General features: G+C 53.6%; 18 protein-coding genes and 1 other annotated feature (1 of these 19 only partly in view). Of the genes, 17 read left to right on the forward strand and 1 reads right to left on the reverse strand.

Annotated elements, in window-relative coordinates:
• Window positions 1-108: 108 nt before the first annotated feature.
• The 17 genes from hisA (at window position 109) to PAECUDRAFT_RS01100 (ending at window position 14,621) form a co-directional block, all read left to right on the forward strand.
• Window positions 109-864, forward strand: a complete 756-nt coding sequence (gene hisA, locus PAECUDRAFT_RS01015; protein WP_006036224.1) for a phosphoribosylformimino-5-aminoimidazole carboxamide ribotide isomerase — start codon at window positions 109-111, stop codon at window positions 862-864.
• Between the two features lie 103 nt (window positions 865-967).
• A complete protein-coding gene (locus PAECUDRAFT_RS01020) occupies window positions 968-1,198 on the forward strand; it encodes a hypothetical protein (protein WP_006036225.1) in 231 nt (76 codons plus the stop codon).
• Between the two features lie 655 nt (window positions 1,199-1,853).
• Window positions 1,854-2,348, forward strand: coding sequence for a stage V sporulation protein AC (spoVAC, locus tag PAECUDRAFT_RS01030; RefSeq protein ID WP_006036226.1), 495 nt, complete (start codon window positions 1,854-1,856; stop codon window positions 2,346-2,348).
• Window position 2,349: 1 nt separating this feature from the next.
• Window positions 2,350-3,363 carry a stage V sporulation protein AD gene (gene spoVAD, locus PAECUDRAFT_RS01035; protein WP_006036227.1) on the forward strand — a complete coding sequence of 338 codons (1,014 nt, stop codon included), beginning with the start codon at window positions 2,350-2,352 and terminating at the stop codon, window positions 3,361-3,363.
• A gap of 5 nt (window positions 3,364-3,368) precedes the next feature.
• A complete protein-coding gene (gene spoVAE / locus PAECUDRAFT_RS01040; protein ID WP_006036228.1) occupies window positions 3,369-3,719 on the forward strand; it encodes a stage V sporulation protein AE in 351 nt (116 codons plus the stop codon).
• 144 nt (window positions 3,720-3,863) lie between these two features.
• Entirely contained in the window at window positions 3,864-4,820 is a 957-nt protein-coding gene (locus PAECUDRAFT_RS01045) for an AAA family ATPase (protein ID WP_006036230.1), read from the forward strand.
• A 2-nt stretch (window positions 4,821-4,822) separates the two neighbouring features.
• Window positions 4,823-6,070 (forward strand): DUF58 domain-containing protein, encoded by a 1,248-nt coding sequence (locus PAECUDRAFT_RS01050; protein WP_006036231.1) that lies wholly within the window; start codon window positions 4,823-4,825, stop codon window positions 6,068-6,070.
• Window positions 6,070-8,352: a transglutaminase domain-containing protein gene (locus PAECUDRAFT_RS01055; RefSeq protein WP_006036232.1), complete on the forward strand. Its 2,283-nt coding sequence runs from the start codon at window positions 6,070-6,072 to the stop codon at window positions 8,350-8,352. Before PAECUDRAFT_RS01050 ends, PAECUDRAFT_RS01055 begins: the two co-directional genes overlap by 1 nt.
• 120 nt (window positions 8,353-8,472) lie before the next feature.
• Complete coding sequence (locus PAECUDRAFT_RS01060) at window positions 8,473-8,997, forward strand: YqeG family HAD IIIA-type phosphatase (protein ID WP_006036233.1); 525 nt, start codon at window positions 8,473-8,475, stop codon at window positions 8,995-8,997.
• Entirely contained in the window at window positions 8,994-10,121 is a 1,128-nt protein-coding gene (gene yqeH, locus PAECUDRAFT_RS01065) for a ribosome biogenesis GTPase YqeH (protein WP_006036234.1), read from the forward strand. The genes PAECUDRAFT_RS01060 and yqeH overlap by 4 nt, the downstream gene beginning before the upstream one ends.
• 44 nt (window positions 10,122-10,165) lie before the next feature.
• A complete protein-coding gene (locus PAECUDRAFT_RS01070; protein ID WP_006036235.1) occupies window positions 10,166-11,047 on the forward strand; it encodes a shikimate dehydrogenase in 882 nt (293 codons plus the stop codon).
• Between the two features lie 36 nt (window positions 11,048-11,083).
• Window positions 11,084-11,383, forward strand: coding sequence for a ribosome assembly RNA-binding protein YhbY (yhbY, locus tag PAECUDRAFT_RS01075; RefSeq protein ID WP_006036236.1), 300 nt, complete (start codon window positions 11,084-11,086; stop codon window positions 11,381-11,383).
• A complete protein-coding gene (locus tag PAECUDRAFT_RS01080; protein WP_006036237.1) occupies window positions 11,383-12,027 on the forward strand; it encodes a nicotinate-nucleotide adenylyltransferase in 645 nt (214 codons plus the stop codon). The genes yhbY and PAECUDRAFT_RS01080 overlap by 1 nt, the downstream gene beginning before the upstream one ends.
• Entirely contained in the window at window positions 12,005-12,580 is a 576-nt protein-coding gene (gene yqeK / locus PAECUDRAFT_RS01085) for a bis(5'-nucleosyl)-tetraphosphatase (symmetrical) YqeK (protein WP_006036238.1), read from the forward strand. Before PAECUDRAFT_RS01080 ends, yqeK begins: the two co-directional genes overlap by 23 nt.
• On the forward strand, window positions 12,577-12,924 hold the full coding sequence (gene rsfS / locus PAECUDRAFT_RS01090; RefSeq protein ID WP_006036239.1) for a ribosome silencing factor: 348 nt from the start codon (window positions 12,577-12,579) through the stop codon (window positions 12,922-12,924). Before yqeK ends, rsfS begins: the two co-directional genes overlap by 4 nt.
• Complete coding sequence (locus tag PAECUDRAFT_RS01095) at window positions 12,921-13,826, forward strand: CvfB family protein (protein WP_006036240.1); 906 nt, start codon at window positions 12,921-12,923, stop codon at window positions 13,824-13,826. The genes rsfS and PAECUDRAFT_RS01095 overlap by 4 nt, the downstream gene beginning before the upstream one ends.
• Before the next feature lie 6 nt (window positions 13,827-13,832).
• Entirely contained in the window at window positions 13,833-14,621 is a 789-nt protein-coding gene (locus tag PAECUDRAFT_RS01100; RefSeq protein WP_006036241.1) for a class I SAM-dependent DNA methyltransferase, read from the forward strand.
• Window positions 14,622-14,753: 132 nt separating this feature from the next.
• On the opposite strand, the gene PAECUDRAFT_RS01105 is transcribed toward PAECUDRAFT_RS01100, so the two are convergent.
• Window positions 14,754-15,044 (reverse strand): hypothetical protein, encoded by a 291-nt coding sequence (locus PAECUDRAFT_RS01105; RefSeq protein WP_006036242.1) that lies wholly within the window; start codon window positions 15,042-15,044, stop codon window positions 14,754-14,756.
• A 218-nt stretch (window positions 15,045-15,262) separates the two neighbouring features.
• Window positions 15,263-15,334 (forward strand) — a binding site (T-box leader) (it continues 139 nt past the right edge of the window).

Consider the following 15,334-nt stretch of genomic DNA (forward strand, 5'->3'; position numbering starts at 1 on the left):
CATAACATAACCGATCCCTATCAAAACATGGTAGGATAGACAAGAGAAAAAGCGCATGCAATTAGAAAGGCAATAAGAAACAGCATGTAATTAACGGAGGATTCAAAAATGAAATTCAGACCTTGTATTGATATGCATGACGGCAAAGTGAAACAAATCGTAGGCGAAACGCTTGATGCGGATAAAACGGCAGTCGTCGAGAACTTCGTATCCAGCTACGACTCGATCCATTATGCGAAGATGTTCCAACAGGATGCGCTTACCGGCGGCCATGTCATTATGCTTGGCGGCGGCAATGAGGAAGAGGCTGTTCGCGCACTGAACGCTTATCCGGGCGGACTGCAGATCGGCGGCGGCATTAACGCAGGCAATGCGCGTTATTACCTTGAACAAGGCGCTTCGCATGTGATCGTTACCTCGTATATTTTCAGCAATGGTCAGCTTAACATGGATAATCTGCAAGCCATTATTGCAGAGGTTGGCGTAGACAATCTTGTTATCGATCTCAGCTGCAAGGAGCGGGACGGGCGCTGGTATGTGGTAACGAACCAGTGGCGGCAGTTCAGCGATTTTGAAGTGAACGAAGCCAACATTCGATTCCTAGAGCAGTATTGCGATGAGTTTCTCATTCACGCCGTCGACGTGGAAGGCAAGCAAAGCGGCATTCAACAAAGCCTCGTAAGCGCGCTGGCGCAGTGGGTAACCATCCCTTGCACCTATGCGGGCGGCGCACGTTCGATGGAGGATTTGGAATTGTTCCGACGCCTGACGGACGGCAAGCTTGATATTACAGTAGGCAGCGCACTAGACATCTATGGCGGCAAGCTGCCGTATGACCAGGTCGTCGCGTATTGCCAAGAATAGCAGCTTCCATTTCTCGGCATGAGCGCTTCGTAATTGGAATATAGATGAGGGAATGGCGTTTAGCACCGGATTCCTTCTCATTCCTTCAGCGAGGTGAGCTAAAATGATGCTTTGGGGAACGCTTCTGGCAATCGGGTTGACGGTTGTCTTATCCTTTTTGTTTGGGCCTTACGGCGGAATTATTGTACTGGCTGTGTTATTCGGTTTCGTGTTCAGCAATTATTATAGCAATAAACGAATTGAGCGCGATGTGCAGTTAATTAAACAGAAGCTCGGTGTTATAGAGGAATCAACGGAAGAGAAGCTGCCGGACCCGCAAACACCAGCTAACTGAACAAGAAAGCGGGTAGCTAATGCGTAATAAGATGGTTGGAATTGGATTATTCGCACTAGGTGTTCTTCTTGCATCATATGGAAGGTATGAAAAGATACATTATTATAACGAGATCAAAGAGCAATGGGGTTCCGACGCTGCTTTATATATTGGCTATTCGCCAACGTTCTTTTGGTGGACGAATTTCATTATTCTAGCAGGCATTATCGATGCAGCTGTTGGAGTCGTTCTGTTAGCAAGAGACCCTCTACAGCGGACATGGAACAAATGGGATCGTGCGTATGAAAGGTTTATTCAACAGAATAGGGCCCAACATACGCATCCGAATTAGGACAACTTCCGCGCTCGCCTCCCCTGCATACTATAGTTGCAGAAGTCCGCAGTATGCGGTGGAAGGAGAGCGGTATCATGAGCAGGCGTGCATTAATGATCTTATCGCTCGTGCTTTATGTGCTATTGGCCATTTTTCTCCTGATTGTATCGATATTTGATTAACGTACGCTGGAAAGCGCATCCGAACCAAAGAGCATTGCTTCGCTAAAATCCGCCCATGTGGCGGATTTTTTGTGTTGCCGCGGCTATCATGGCATGTAGCATAATGATGACGGCTTTTACAAATAATGAATTCGACTTTTGCACAAGGGAGATGACCACGTTGTCAACGAGTAGCGCGGGCGGACGCCCTTATAAGAAAATGAGCATGTCTCCTAAAGAGTATCAAGCATTCGCCAAGCAGCGCGAACCTTCACGATCGATTTTCAAAAATTGTATCAAAGCATTCGTTGTTGGCGGAGCGATCTGCGTTCTCGGCGAGTTCATTCAGCAGCTGTATATTCACCTTGCAGGCATGGACCCGAAGGCGGCGAGCAACCCGACCGTCGCGACGTTAATTTTCTTATCGGTTATACTGACGAGCTTGGGCGTCTATGACAAAATCGCGCAATGGGCAGGGGCAGGCACGGCAGTGCCCGTGACCGGATTCGCCAATTCGATGTGCTCGGCAGCGCTGGAGCATCGGGCGGAGGGGCTCGTTCTTGGCGTCGGCGCGAATATGTTCAAGCTTGCCGGCTCTGTTATCGTCTACGGTACGGTTGCAGCCTTCTTCGTGGGCATCGGGCATTTGATCTTCGGTACGGGAGGAGCACACTGAGATGCTGCGCGGCAAACAAACCTGGTGGTTCGACAGCAAGCCCGTTATTATTAGCTCTGCTACCGTCGTCGGGCCCGATGAAGGCGAGGGTCCGCTGGCAGCGGACTTCGATCTTGTTCATCCCGAGCTGGACATGCAGCAGAAAAGCTGGGAGAAGGCAGAGCGGCTGCTGCTGGAGCAGGCATCGGATTTTGCTGTGACGAAGGCAGGGTTGAAGAAAGACGACATTCAATTCTATATCGGCGGCGATCTGATGAACCAGATTATTAGCAATAGCTTCGCTGCTCGTTCCTTAGGAGCGCCCTATATCGGCATGTTCGGCGCTTGCTCGACTTCGATGGAGACGCTGGCGCTTGCCGCACAGCTGATTGACTCTGGCAATGCGCAGCATGCGATGGCCGGAACATGCAGCCATAACTGTACAGCAGAGAAACAATTTCGTTATCCGACGGAGTATGGTTCGCAGAAGCCGCCCACTGCGCAATATACCGTGACCGGTGCTGGAGCGGCAATTGTCGCTGCAAGCGGCGATGGGCCTGTCGTTGAGTGTGCGACGATCGGCAAAGTAATGGATTTGGGCATTACGGATCCATTCAACATGGGCGCTGCAATGGCGCCGGCTGCAGTCGATACCATTCAAGCCCATTTTAACGATACGGGAAGGAGCCCTGCGGATTACGATCTCATCGTCACAGGGGATCTTGCATCTGTCGGCCATCCCATCGCCAATGAGCTATTGCTGCGTAACGGAGTGCCGATGACCGATACCGTCTTTAATGATTGCGGGCTAATGATTTTTGATATTAATAAGCAGAAGGTACAGGCAGGAGGGAGCGGCTGCGGCTGCTCGGCGGTCGTAACGTATGGCCATTTGCTGAACAAGCTGAAGAAAGGCGAGCTAAAGCGCATTTTGGTGGCGGCTACTGGCGCGCTGCTCTCTCCGCTATCCTTTCAGCAGGGCGAATCGATTCCATGCATTGCGCATGCGGTGGCAATTGCCGCGAAAGGGGTGTAGGCGGGATGCAGTTTTTATGGGCATTCTTGGTGGGCGGCGCGATTTGCGTTATCGGTCAACTTATGTTTGACGTCATCAAACTAACGCCGGCGCATACGATGGCAACGTTAGTCGTGCTTGGCGCAGTATTTGACGGCATTGGGCTATATGACCCACTGGTCGACTTTGCTGGCGCCGGGGCGACCGTGCCGATTACAAGCTTCGGCAATGCGCTCGTGCATGGCGCATTAACCTCGCTTCATGAGGACGGATGGATAGGGGTTATTACGGGGATATTCAAGCTGACAAGCGCGGGCATCTCGGCCGCGATCATTTTCTCGTTTCTTGCTGCTGTTGCGATTCGCCCAAAAGGTTAACGTGAGAATTGGAGGGTTCCCTGTGGAATCCTCCAATTTTTTTTGGCACATCATCTTCTGTACGCTTCACCCTATATTTAGTAAAATAGAAGAAGATTACCGAAAATTCTACAAGATTCTCATCATACCGGGAGGGACTCATTCATGGAAACTCGTCAGGCAGACCTACAATTATGCACAGCAATTCGTACTAATTTAGAAAACTGTATCCTGGGCAAACAAGAGGAAATCGACCTGCTTTTAACGGCTGTGCTGGCCGGTGGACACGTGTTATTAGAAGATGTTCCGGGCACGGGCAAAACGCAACTTGTGAAAGCGCTTGCCCGTTCGATTGGCGGACAATTCCGTCGTATACAATGCAATCCGGATTTATTGCCGACCGATATTACAGGCGTTTCGATCTATCATCCAAAGCAGGAGGCGTTCTTGTTCCGAGCGGGACCCATTATGTGCCACCTGCTCCTTGCCGATGAGATCAACCGGGCTACGACGAAGACGCAATCCGCGCTGCTGGAGGCGATGGAAGAGGGCCATGTGACCGTTGACGGTGAGACGTATGAGCTGCCGCGCCCGTTTTTGCTGATTGCGACACAGAATCCGATCGAGTTCGAAGGGACCTATGTACTGCCTGAAGCGCAGTTAGACCGTTTCATGATGAAGCTGTCATTAGGCTATCCTGCCGAGGCGGATGAGCTTCGCATGATCGTCTCTCGCGATGGCGGCCATCCTTCTGATCGATTGGAGCAGGTTGCAAGCATTGAAGATCTGCTTCGGCTGCAGCAGCTTGTTACCGAAGTGCATGTCGATGATAGCGTAGCCGATTATGCCGTCAAAATCGTTCGTGCGACCCGTGAGCATCAAGCCTCGCTGCTAGGCGCAAGCCCTCGTGCAGCCGTTGCGCTTATGCGGGCTGCGAGAGCGTCTGCGCTGCTGCGAGAGCGTGCGTTTGTAACGCCGGATGATGTGAAGCGGCTGGCGCGCTCCGTGCTCCCACACCGGATTATCGTGCATGCGGAAGCTCGCATGAATGGGCTTCGAGCGGAGGATATCGTGGAAGCTGCCGTCCAGCAGACGAAGGTGCCGGTCCGGCTGGAGCGATAAGGATGCAGCGGGACAACCGTTCGTTCATCCGCTGGCGTTGGCATATCGTAGCATTGCTTTATTTCGCAAGCCTCTGTTATTTGTTGTTTCAAGGCGGCAGGACCGCGGTTATGCTGCTAGTCATTTTAACTGCACTTATTTCATATTTGGCGCTTGGCAAATGGTCCGGCATTCGCAATGTGCAAGGGGATCGCAGGATCTCGCATGCTGGCGGAGCAGATGGGCAAGCGGTCAGCGGGACGAGCACCGAAGTTTCGTTGACCGTTCATGTGCCAGGGTATTACCCCTTGCCTTATGTGCTGGTTCGCGACCGTTTGTTCCGACATGACGGGCAATCGATCCCGTTCGAAACCTCGTTCGTGCCCAACTGGAAACGGTCCGGCGAAGTCCGTTATACAACTCCGCCGCTGAGGCGGGGCGTCTACCGATTCGGACCGACCGAATGCTCGACGCGTGATGTATTCGGCTTGTTCGAGCATAGCGGCAGCTTTGAGGCAGGGATATCGTTTAGCGTTATCCCGCAGACGGTTCCGCTGCGCGGCTGGCAGCAGATCAGGCGCGGACTGCGCGGGCCGCATTCGCATGCTTCTGCGCCTCGGGCGGCTAAGGAGACGACGCAGATTAATGGCGTTCGCGAGTATTTGTACGGAGACAAGCTGTCGCGGGTACACTGGAATGCAACGGCAAAGACCGGCGAGTGGAAATCCAAAGCATTCGAGCGTGAATCGCTGCCCCGAACGATTGTTGTGCTCGATCGCAGCGCCGATGCGTACGGCATAAGACAAGAGCGCTTCGAATTAGCCGTGTCTGTGGCCGCTTCGCTCATTGAGCTGGGGATGCGCCGTGAAACGGCGATGGGGCTTGTGTCGGCAGGCGAGCACGCAACTGTTTTGCCGCCTCGTTCAGGCACGGAGCAGCGAACTGCGATGATGCGGCATTTGACTGTCGTCGAGCCGGATGCTGCCCAATCCTTGTATGCTTCGCTGCAGCGGCTGGAGTCCGTGTGGGAGCCGGGAACGCTTGTAGTCATCGTGTCTGGCGCTCATGGCGATTCGATAATGAAAGCGATGAGCTGGCTGTCGCGCAAAGGCGTGTCGTTATCCTATGTCGGCGTCGAGGAACTCGAGCTTAGGGGCGGCCGTCAAATCAAAACAGCGTGGCTGCAGGCGCTCAGGGCCAAAGGCTGGTCGGCCTATAGCGTGCGGCAGCTGCATGAGCTGCCTGCTGCGCTGGAAGGAGGCGCAGTTTGATGGCCGTGCAAACGTGGAGAAAAGCGGTAGCCGCAAGCCTGCAGGAGGGCTGGTACCGCCGAGTCGTATCGGTGCTTACTGCGCTGATGGCTTGGCAGCTTGCGCATATTTTTGAAGGCTACTGGTGGGAAGAGACGTTTCAATGCGTGAGCTGGGTGTTGTTTACATCGGTCGCTTTGGAGTGGGTTCTGCCTTGGAGACCGATTTATCGCGTTGTAACGCAAGGAGCTGTACTTGTCTTCATTTCGGCTAGAGTAGCGCAGTATACCTATATTAGCGGCAGTTTCAATTCGTTGGACGGCATCCAAGCGTGGATTTCTGATAATGCCTCGCAGCTGCATCCGATCGTAGGTTTGGCTGCCCTCGTATGGGGCGCAGCCGTTGCGCTTCAGTATTGCGCCATTACGCGCCGTCGGATTATGGCGGTATTGTCCATGACGCTGTTGACGCTTATGATTGCGGATTCGTTTACGCCGGTTTTCCTGTGGGATCAGACGGCATGGGCTGTATTCGCAGGCTTGGGATGGCTGATCGCTGAGCATTACAGCCGTTTTCAGCGTGAGCATCCGCGCAGCTGGTCGGAGCTGCTGGAATATCCAATCAGCTTTTTCTTGCCCATCGTTTCCATTCTTACGGCTATCATGCTGGTGGGCGTGCTCGCGCCTAACCTTGTGCCGAGCGTAGCGCCGATTTTGAAGGATCCTTATACGATTTGGGTTGAAGCCCACGGCGGCAAGGTGAGCGGCTCCTTTACCGAAACGCGAATGGATACGCCGGAAGGCAAGGAATCATCGGGAGACCACAGCTCTGGGTATAGCCGAAACGATTCGGAGCTGGGCGGCGGGTTTAAGTTTGACTATTCGCCTGTCATGTATGTGAGCACGACGCAACGAAGCTATTGGCGGGGAGAAACGCGCGCTTATTATACAGGTGCCGGTTGGATGGACGACGAGAATGACCCTTCAGCTGAAGTCACCCATATTCAAAGCGGGGAGCAGCTCCCCTTGGACCAGAATCGGGATCAAATAAAGACCGTTGAGGTCAAACAAGCGGTTACGATGATTCGAGAGGATCAATATCCGGTATTATTCGCGGCAGTGCCGGTCGAGTCTGTGCTGTGGATCAATGATGAGAACAGAAGCCAGGCGATCCCGTCGAGTTTACGGTGGGATCCGATGGACTGGGAGCTTCGCTGGGGGAGGCCTAACGCCGATCAAACGCCAGCATACCCGAGAACGTACGCCGTCGTTTCGGAGCTGCCGGTGCTCAATGAAACGTCGCTTCGCCAAGCCAAGGCCGGATGGTCCGGCGGAGAGTTTGCTCCTCAGCTCGAGCCATACGTTCAGCTTCCAGACACGACGCCGAAGCGCGTCAAACAGCTGGCGGAGGAAATTACGGCAGCCGCAGGCAATGACTATGACAAAGCGAAGCTTATCCAGACATTCCTGCAGGAAAATTACACGTATACGAACGAACCGAATATTTCGCTAAGGCAAAGTCAGGACTTTGTGGACTCCTTCTTGTTTGAAGTGAAGGAAGGATATTGCGACTATTTCTCGACGGCAATGGCTGTGCTCGGCCGCTCTGTGGGGCTGCCTGTCCGTTGGGTTAAAGGCTACGCGCCAGGCATCCTCCCGGTTGACCCAACCCTCTATATAAACCGCGGCGAGGGCTTTAATCCTGACGACATCAATCCAAACGGGGAAGGGACATACACCGTCCGCAACGCGGATGCCCATTCTTGGGTGGAAATTTATTTTGACGGGTATGGCTGGATTCCGTTCGAGCCAACGCCAGGATTCGATTTCCCGTATCCGATTGAGGAGCAGCAGGCGGTAGCGCTGCCGGACATCGATCTGACGGGTTCGGCTGGGACGAGTGCTGTCAGCAGTGGGGGCTGGGGCTTATCAGCTGGCACGATCGTTTGGTTAGCGGCAGCATTGGTTGCCATTGTCGCAGTTTATTTGATGACAATGCGCCGCCAACAGCTTGTGAAACTTTATCAGCAGCTGCGTTATCGGTCTGTCCTTCCTAATGACCGGATTGTCATCGAAGCGAACCGACTGCTTCGCCATGCCAGACGAAAAGGGTATGCTCGCGAGGAATGGGAGACGCTGCGCGAGTCGGCCGAACGATGGGGCGCCGAGCGGAATTATTTGCGAACGGACCTCAAGGAAGTGGCGAATCAATTCGAGCAGGTCAAGTATGGCGCAGCTGAATATGGTGCAGCAGATGCTGAACGATTTGCCAAGCTTGTCAAATCCATTCGAGATCGGATGTAATCGCGTGAAAAATTAGCCGTACGGCGCAAAATTGGCGCTGTACGGTATTTTTTTGCAACATTTTCGGCTATTATGGTATAGTTTCGTTGTAAAGCAGGTCACGTCAGGGGAGTCGAAATTATGTTTGAACGGCTATTGCCGAATTTGCGCCTTAATTCCGTATACGATCTCGATATCGAAGCGCTTGCTCGCCAGGGCATCAAGGGCATCATTACCGACCTGGATAACACATTGGTCGGCGCCAAGGAACCGCTGGCTACGCCAAGGCTGGTCGAGTGGCTGAACAAGCTGCGGGAACGCGGCTTTAAGGTCGTCATCGTTTCTAATAATAATGAGACGCGCGTGTCTCGGTTCGCTAATCCGCTTGGCATCCCGTATATCCATGCAGCGCGCAAGCCAGCCAATCGTGCGTTCCATCGTGCGTTCGAATTGCTGGCGCTCTCTCCTGAGCAAGTCGTCATTATGGGCGATCAAATGCTTACGGACGTACTGGGCGGCAATCGTTTGGGCGTATACACGATTCTTGTACCGCCGATTTCACCTCGCGATGAGGGGATCATGACGCGTGTCAATCGCTTCATTGAACGGATTGCGCTGACCCGCTTGCGCAAAAATGGTTTATGGCATGAGGAGGAAACGAAGTGACAGTAACAGAACAACCGGGCATCGACGCATCATGTGCGGGCTGCGGCGTGAAGCTGCAGACGACGGACAAGGAGCTTTCCGGCTACATTCCGGCGTCAGCGGCAGAGCGCGTGCCTGCGATTTGCCAACGCTGCTTCCGCATCAAAAATTATAACGACGCTTCCACAGTCACGATCGATCAGGACGACTTCCTGCGTTTGCTGGGCGGTATCGCTTCAACAGACAGCCTCGTCGTTCACATCGTCGATCTGTTTGATTTTGAGGGCAGCGTCATTTCGGGTTTGCAGCGATTTGTCGGCAGCAATCCCGTGCTGCTTGTCGTGAACAAAATCGATTTGCTGCCCAAAGCGGTCAATTACAACCGTATCCGCAACTGGGTGCAGCAGCAAGCGAAAGAGCAGGGGCTCAAAACCGTCGATGTCGTTCTTTGCAGCGCGAAGCGCAATATTGGCTTTGACCGGGTAGTCGAAGCGATCGAGCATTTCCGCGGACGTCGGGACGTCTATGTGGTCGGCGCAACGAATGTCGGCAAATCGACGCTCATTAATCGCATTATTCAAGATTACAGCGATTTGGATGCCGAGCTGACGACTTCGCGTTACCCGGGAACGACGCTCGATGCGGTTCATATCCCATTGGATGACGGCAAGTCGATCATTGATACGCCAGGCATTGTATACAGCCATCGGATGACGGAGCTCGTACCGCGCAGCGTGCTGCAGGCGATATTGCCGGACAAGCCGATTAAACCGCTCGTTTACCAGCTGAACGAAGGGCAAACGATGTTTGTTGGCGCCTTGGCTCGGTTTGATTTTGTATCAGGCGACCGCCAATCGTTCACCTTGTACATCTCCAATGGCCTTGAGGTGCATCGGACGAAGCTGGAACGTGCGGAAGAATTGTATGCCAACCATAAAGGCGTGCTGCTGTCGCCGCCATCCGTGGAGGAGCTGGATGAGCTGCCGGCATGGACGCGCCATTCGCTGCGTATTCCGCGTGGCGGAGACTACGATGTATTCGTCTCTGGCCTTGGCTGGATGCAGGTGAATGGAACGAGCGGAGCGCTTGTAGACGTTTATGTGCCCAAAGGGGTCAAGGTGCTCGTTCGCGACTCGTTAATGTAGCGCGAAGCGCGTCTGACGGACGCGAGCATGAAGGAGTGAATACAATGACATCTGCTGCAGACAGCAAGTCGGATACAAGCTATCGCATCGATAGCCATACGGTACTATTTGGTGTAATTGGCGATCCGATTCGGCATTCCAAATCGCCGGTTATGCTCAATCGGGCTTTCCGCGAAGCGGGCGTCAACGGCGTCTATACGGCATTTCATATTACGCCGGACAAGCTTGGCGATTTTATTGCCGGCGTTCGTGCTATGGGAATACGGGGCGTTAACGTCACGATTCCGCATAAGCTCGATGTGATGAAGCATCTGGACCGGATTGATGAATCGGCCTTGGCAATTGGCGCGGTCAACACGATTGTGAACGACAACGGCGTGCTTACAGGCTTTAATACGGATGGGATTGGCTATGTCCGATCACTGAAGGAAGAGGCGGAGCCGACGCTTGACGGCAAAAATATCGTCGTGCTCGGAGCTGGCGGCGCGGCAAGGGGAATTGTCTATGCCCTGACGAATGAGTCGCCTGCTGCCATCACGATTGTCAATCGTACGGAGCAGCGTGCGGTAGAGCTGGCAGCCTCCATGCGCGAGCGCGCGGATGTAAGAGGCGTGTCGACCGACAGCCTCCAGTCCGTCTGCGTCGATGCGGACATTATTATTAATACGACCTCGACGGGGATGTTCCCCCATGTGGAAGAATCGCCGGTCGAAGCTTCTTGGCTGCGCCCCGGCGCGGTCGCGAGCGATATTATTTATAACCCGATGAAAACGAAATTTCTCGCTGATGCAGAGCGGCAAGGCTGCCGAATTCATGGCGGACTAGGCATGTTCATTTATCAGGGCGCTTACGCGTTCGAATATTGGACGGGCCAGCCTGCGCCTGCAGCGGCGATGCGAGAAGCGGTACTGGACGCATTCCGGTAACTTAAGAAGCAGATAGCAGAAAGAAGGAACAGACACATGCTGACAGGCAAACAAAAGAGACACTTGCGCTCGCTGGCGCATCACTTGACCCCGATTTTTCAGGTTGGCAAGGGTGGCACGAACGAGCATATCATGAAGCATATTGAAGAGGCGATCGAGACGCGCGAGCTGATCAAGGTCTCGGTATTGAACAACTGCGGCGATGACCCGAAGGAAATCGGCCAGGAGCTGGCACAAGGCTCGGGCTGCGAACTCGTGCAAGTCATTGGCAAGACGATCGTTTTGTACAAAGAGTCGCGTGACCATAAAACGATCGAGCTGCCGAAGTCCAAATAATGCCTAGCGGATACAATCAAGCATCGCAAGGCGGCGGGCGCAAGCAGCAAATCGGGATAATGGGCGGAACGTTTGATCCGGTTCATGTCGGCCATTTGCTGGCAGCTGAGACAGCGCTGGACCAATGCGGGCTTGATCAGGTATGGTTCATTCCGACGAATGTGCCGCCTCTGAAGGCTGGCGATCAAGGCACGGATGCAGAAACGCGATTGCGCCTTGTTCGGCTTGCCATTAAGAGTCAGCCAAGGTTTCAAGCGCTGCCGATTGAGCTGGAGCGCGGTGGCGTCAGCTACTCCATCGATACGGTCGAAGCTTTGCATGCGGCATATCCTGAGCATGATTTTCATTACATCATTGGCTCTGATCGCATCCATGACCTGCCGCAATGGCATCGCATCGATGAATTGACCGCTTTGGTCCGGTTTATCGGCGTTGAACGGCCGAATGAACCCGTTGATTTGGCTGTGCTGCCGGAAGCGATTCGCACACGGGTCACGATGGCAGCGATGCCGCCGATGGGCATCTCGTCTACCGATATCAGGCAACGGCTATTGACGGGACAATCGGCCCGATATCTAGTACCCGATACGGTTTATCATGAGATTATAGTGGAGGGATTGTATGGATCGCGAAGCCATTATTGAATCGGTAAAAGCGCAGATGCCAGAACGGAGATGGCTGCATGTTCAGGGCGTTATGGCCACGTCGATCATTCTAGCCGAGCGGTTCGGCGCCGATCCGGTGCGGGCGGAGCTTGCTGCCATTTTGCATGATGTAGCCAAATATTGGCCGACGGAGCGAATGCAGCGTATTATCGTAGACGAGCAGCTTCCGCAAGAACTGCTGGCTTACGATAAGGAGTTGTGGCATGCACCGGTTGGCGCGTTCATAGCGGAGCGGGATTACGGCATTACCGATGCCGAAGTGCTGGAAGCAATTCGTTACCATACATCGGGCCGCGAGGAGATGTCGCTGCTTGAGAAAATCGTCTGCCTCGCCGATTATATGGAGCCGGGCCGAGACTTTCCGGGCGTGAATCGAATTCGCGAAGAAGCAGAGCATAGCGTAGAGAAGGCGCTTCTCGCGGGCTTTGATTCGACCATTTCCTTCTTGCTGGAAAAAGAAAAACGGATTTTCCCGCTGACAGTTGCAGCGCGAAATGCGATCATAAAACAATTACGGGAGGCTGAAGAATGACAGTTAATTCAGATCAATTGCTAGAAGCTACAGTAGCAGCCGCAGAGGAAAAGAAAGCGGGACGCATCGTTGCGCTTAACTTGAAAGAAATTTCATTAGTTGCCGACTATTTTGTTATCTGCCAAGGTAACTCGGATGTGCAAGTACAAGCGATCGCGACGGAAATCCGCAAGCAAGCGGAATTGATCGGCGTTCGCGTACGCGGCATCGAAGGCATGGACTCCGCGCGTTGGGTACTGATCGACCTCGGCGACATCGTCGTCCATGTATTCCATCGCGATGAGCGTGATTACTATAATCTTGAGCGGCTTTGGTCGGATGCGAAAGTCGTGGAGTTCGCATGAGCCATATCGCAGGCACGATTGTAAATCTAAGGGTGGCACGCGAAGTGTCGCCCTATGGTTTTTTTGTGACGGATGGCGAGCAAGACGTCCTTCTGCACTATAGCGAGATCATCGGGAAGAAGCCTAACCCGGGCGATGATGTAGAAGTATTCCTTTATTTCGATACGGATGACCGCTTGTCAGCGACGATGCGCAAGCCTCTTATTACATTGGGCCAAATGGCGCGCCTGCGCGTAGCGGATATCCACTCTAAGCTAGGCTGCTTCCTGGAAATCGGACTCGGCCGGCAGCTGCTGCTGCCATTGTCAGAGCTGCCGGAAAATCGCGATTTCCGCCCGCTCGTCGGCGACGAGGTGCATGTTGTGCTTCGGCATGATAAGCAGGGTCGCTTGATTGCCAAGCTGGCAGGCGAAGAGGACCTCATCGCGCAAGTGTTCCGCGCGCCAGACGACTGGCGCAACCGCTGGATCGAGGGCTGGGTAACAAAGACGCTGCAGATGGGCTCATTTGTCGTGCTTGACGGCGGGGTGCTTGGCTTCGGCGCGTTCGGCATGATTCCGGCTGCGGAGCGGATTCGTCCCCTGCGTCTTGGCGAGCGTGTTCGCGCGCGCGTAACGTTCGTCCGCGAGGATGGGCGCGTTAATTTGTCCCTCGTGGAGCGTAAAGAGGTGGGGCGCGTCGAGGATGCGGATCGTATTCTAGCGTTCCTGCGCGAGCGTCCAGGCGGCGCAATGCCTTATTCGGATGAAACGCCTGCAGAGCTGGTGAAGCAGAAGTTCGGCATTAGCAAATCCGCATTCAAGCGTGCGCTGGGCAAGCTGATGCGAGAAGGCATTGTGCTTCAAGAGGGCAACTGGACGAAGCTGAAGGAAGCCCAAAGCACATCGGAAGAGGGGAAATAAGAGCCTATGACCGCTTACCGGCAATTTGCGTCTGTCTATGATCGTCTCATGGAGCATATGCCCTATGCGGATTGGCTGCGCTTCGCGAGAACGATATGGGAGCAGCAGGATTTGATGCCACGTACCGTCGTTGATCTTGGTTGCGGCACAGGCAATCTGTCGATTCCGCTTGCAAAGTCTGGTTTTGACGTATTTGCGATTGACCTGTCGGCGGACATGCTCTCGATCGGCCGGGGCAAATGGGAGGAGTCGCCGCGCCGCGCTGCGCGTTCGGACGGCGGCTCGATTCGATGGCTTCAGCAGGATATGCGGGAATGGGAGCTGCCCGAGCCCGTTGATACGATCATTTCGTTCTGCGATTGCTTGAACTACTTGACGGAGCCCGCCGATGTGGAAGATGCGTTCCGTGCATCCTTCCAAGGGCTTCGCACGGGCGGGAAATTTTTATTTGACGTGCTTCCCGCTGCGCAGCTCCGCCGATATGCGGCGGCGCAGCCGTTTACGCTGGATGAGCGGGATGTTGCTTACATCTGGACGTGCGAATATGACGAAGCCATTCAAGAGATCGAGCATTCGCTCACGATTTTCGCGCGGGACGGAAGCGACAAGGCAGGCCGTTTTGTTCGCATCGAGGAAACGCATGTTGAACGTGCGTACGACGATCAGTGGCTTATACGCGCACTGGGTCGAGCTGGGTTCTCCAAGGTGGAGCGTTATGCGGATTTTGAAGCGCGGCCGTTGATTGGTGAAGCGCCGCAGACAGCAGAGCGACTGTTCTATGTTGCAACCAAGTGACCAAAGCGAGCATCCAGGTCTTATTCTCCTAGTCTAACGTAACGAAAAAAAGCCCAGACATCCGGTCGGCACGCCTTCTAACGAAGATTGCCGCCCGAATGCTTGGGCTTTTTTTGGTGCGCTTGCCGCTGCTTACAAAATTTGTTCCAGAAGTTCTGGATAATTGTCGATTTTCGATTTGAATTGCTCTTCGAGTCTCGGCAAATGACGTTTCATGCAGCTGCAATAATAATCTTTGCGACATACGGGGCACGGAATGTTCAGCAGGCGAGCAACATCGATCAGCTGCCATTCTGGGTCCTTCTTAAGGAAGAAGCGAGTAATCGATTTATCATCGAGCGTAACGATCAGCTGATAAATCTTCTCTTTTTTGTTGTAATCCCCGGAGTCCTTGATATCGACAATGACCGGATTAAATGACATTTCACATACCACCTGTCTATATTGTTGTACAAGGTCTACACGCTAGAATAGCTTGATATACGTACCTCTGTCAATGATTCAGGAGCAAATGAAGGATTTTTTTTCGTTTTCGTATTAGTTTGCCGCGAAATCCGCATCTTTATTCCTAGGGTCAGCAATAAGTTGCTGTAGGAGGTTCATTCTTGACATCTGAGGGGGCTTCTCCTATAATCGTTCTATAAAAGGCAAGGAAGAGGAGCAGTAATCACGAACGGACGCTTCAGAGAGCCGGCGGTAGGTGCAAGCCGGTG

It is taken from the genome of Paenibacillus curdlanolyticus YK9 (assembly GCF_000179615.1).
GTDB lineage: Bacteria > Bacillota > Bacilli > Paenibacillales > Paenibacillaceae > Paenibacillus_T > Paenibacillus_T curdlanolyticus.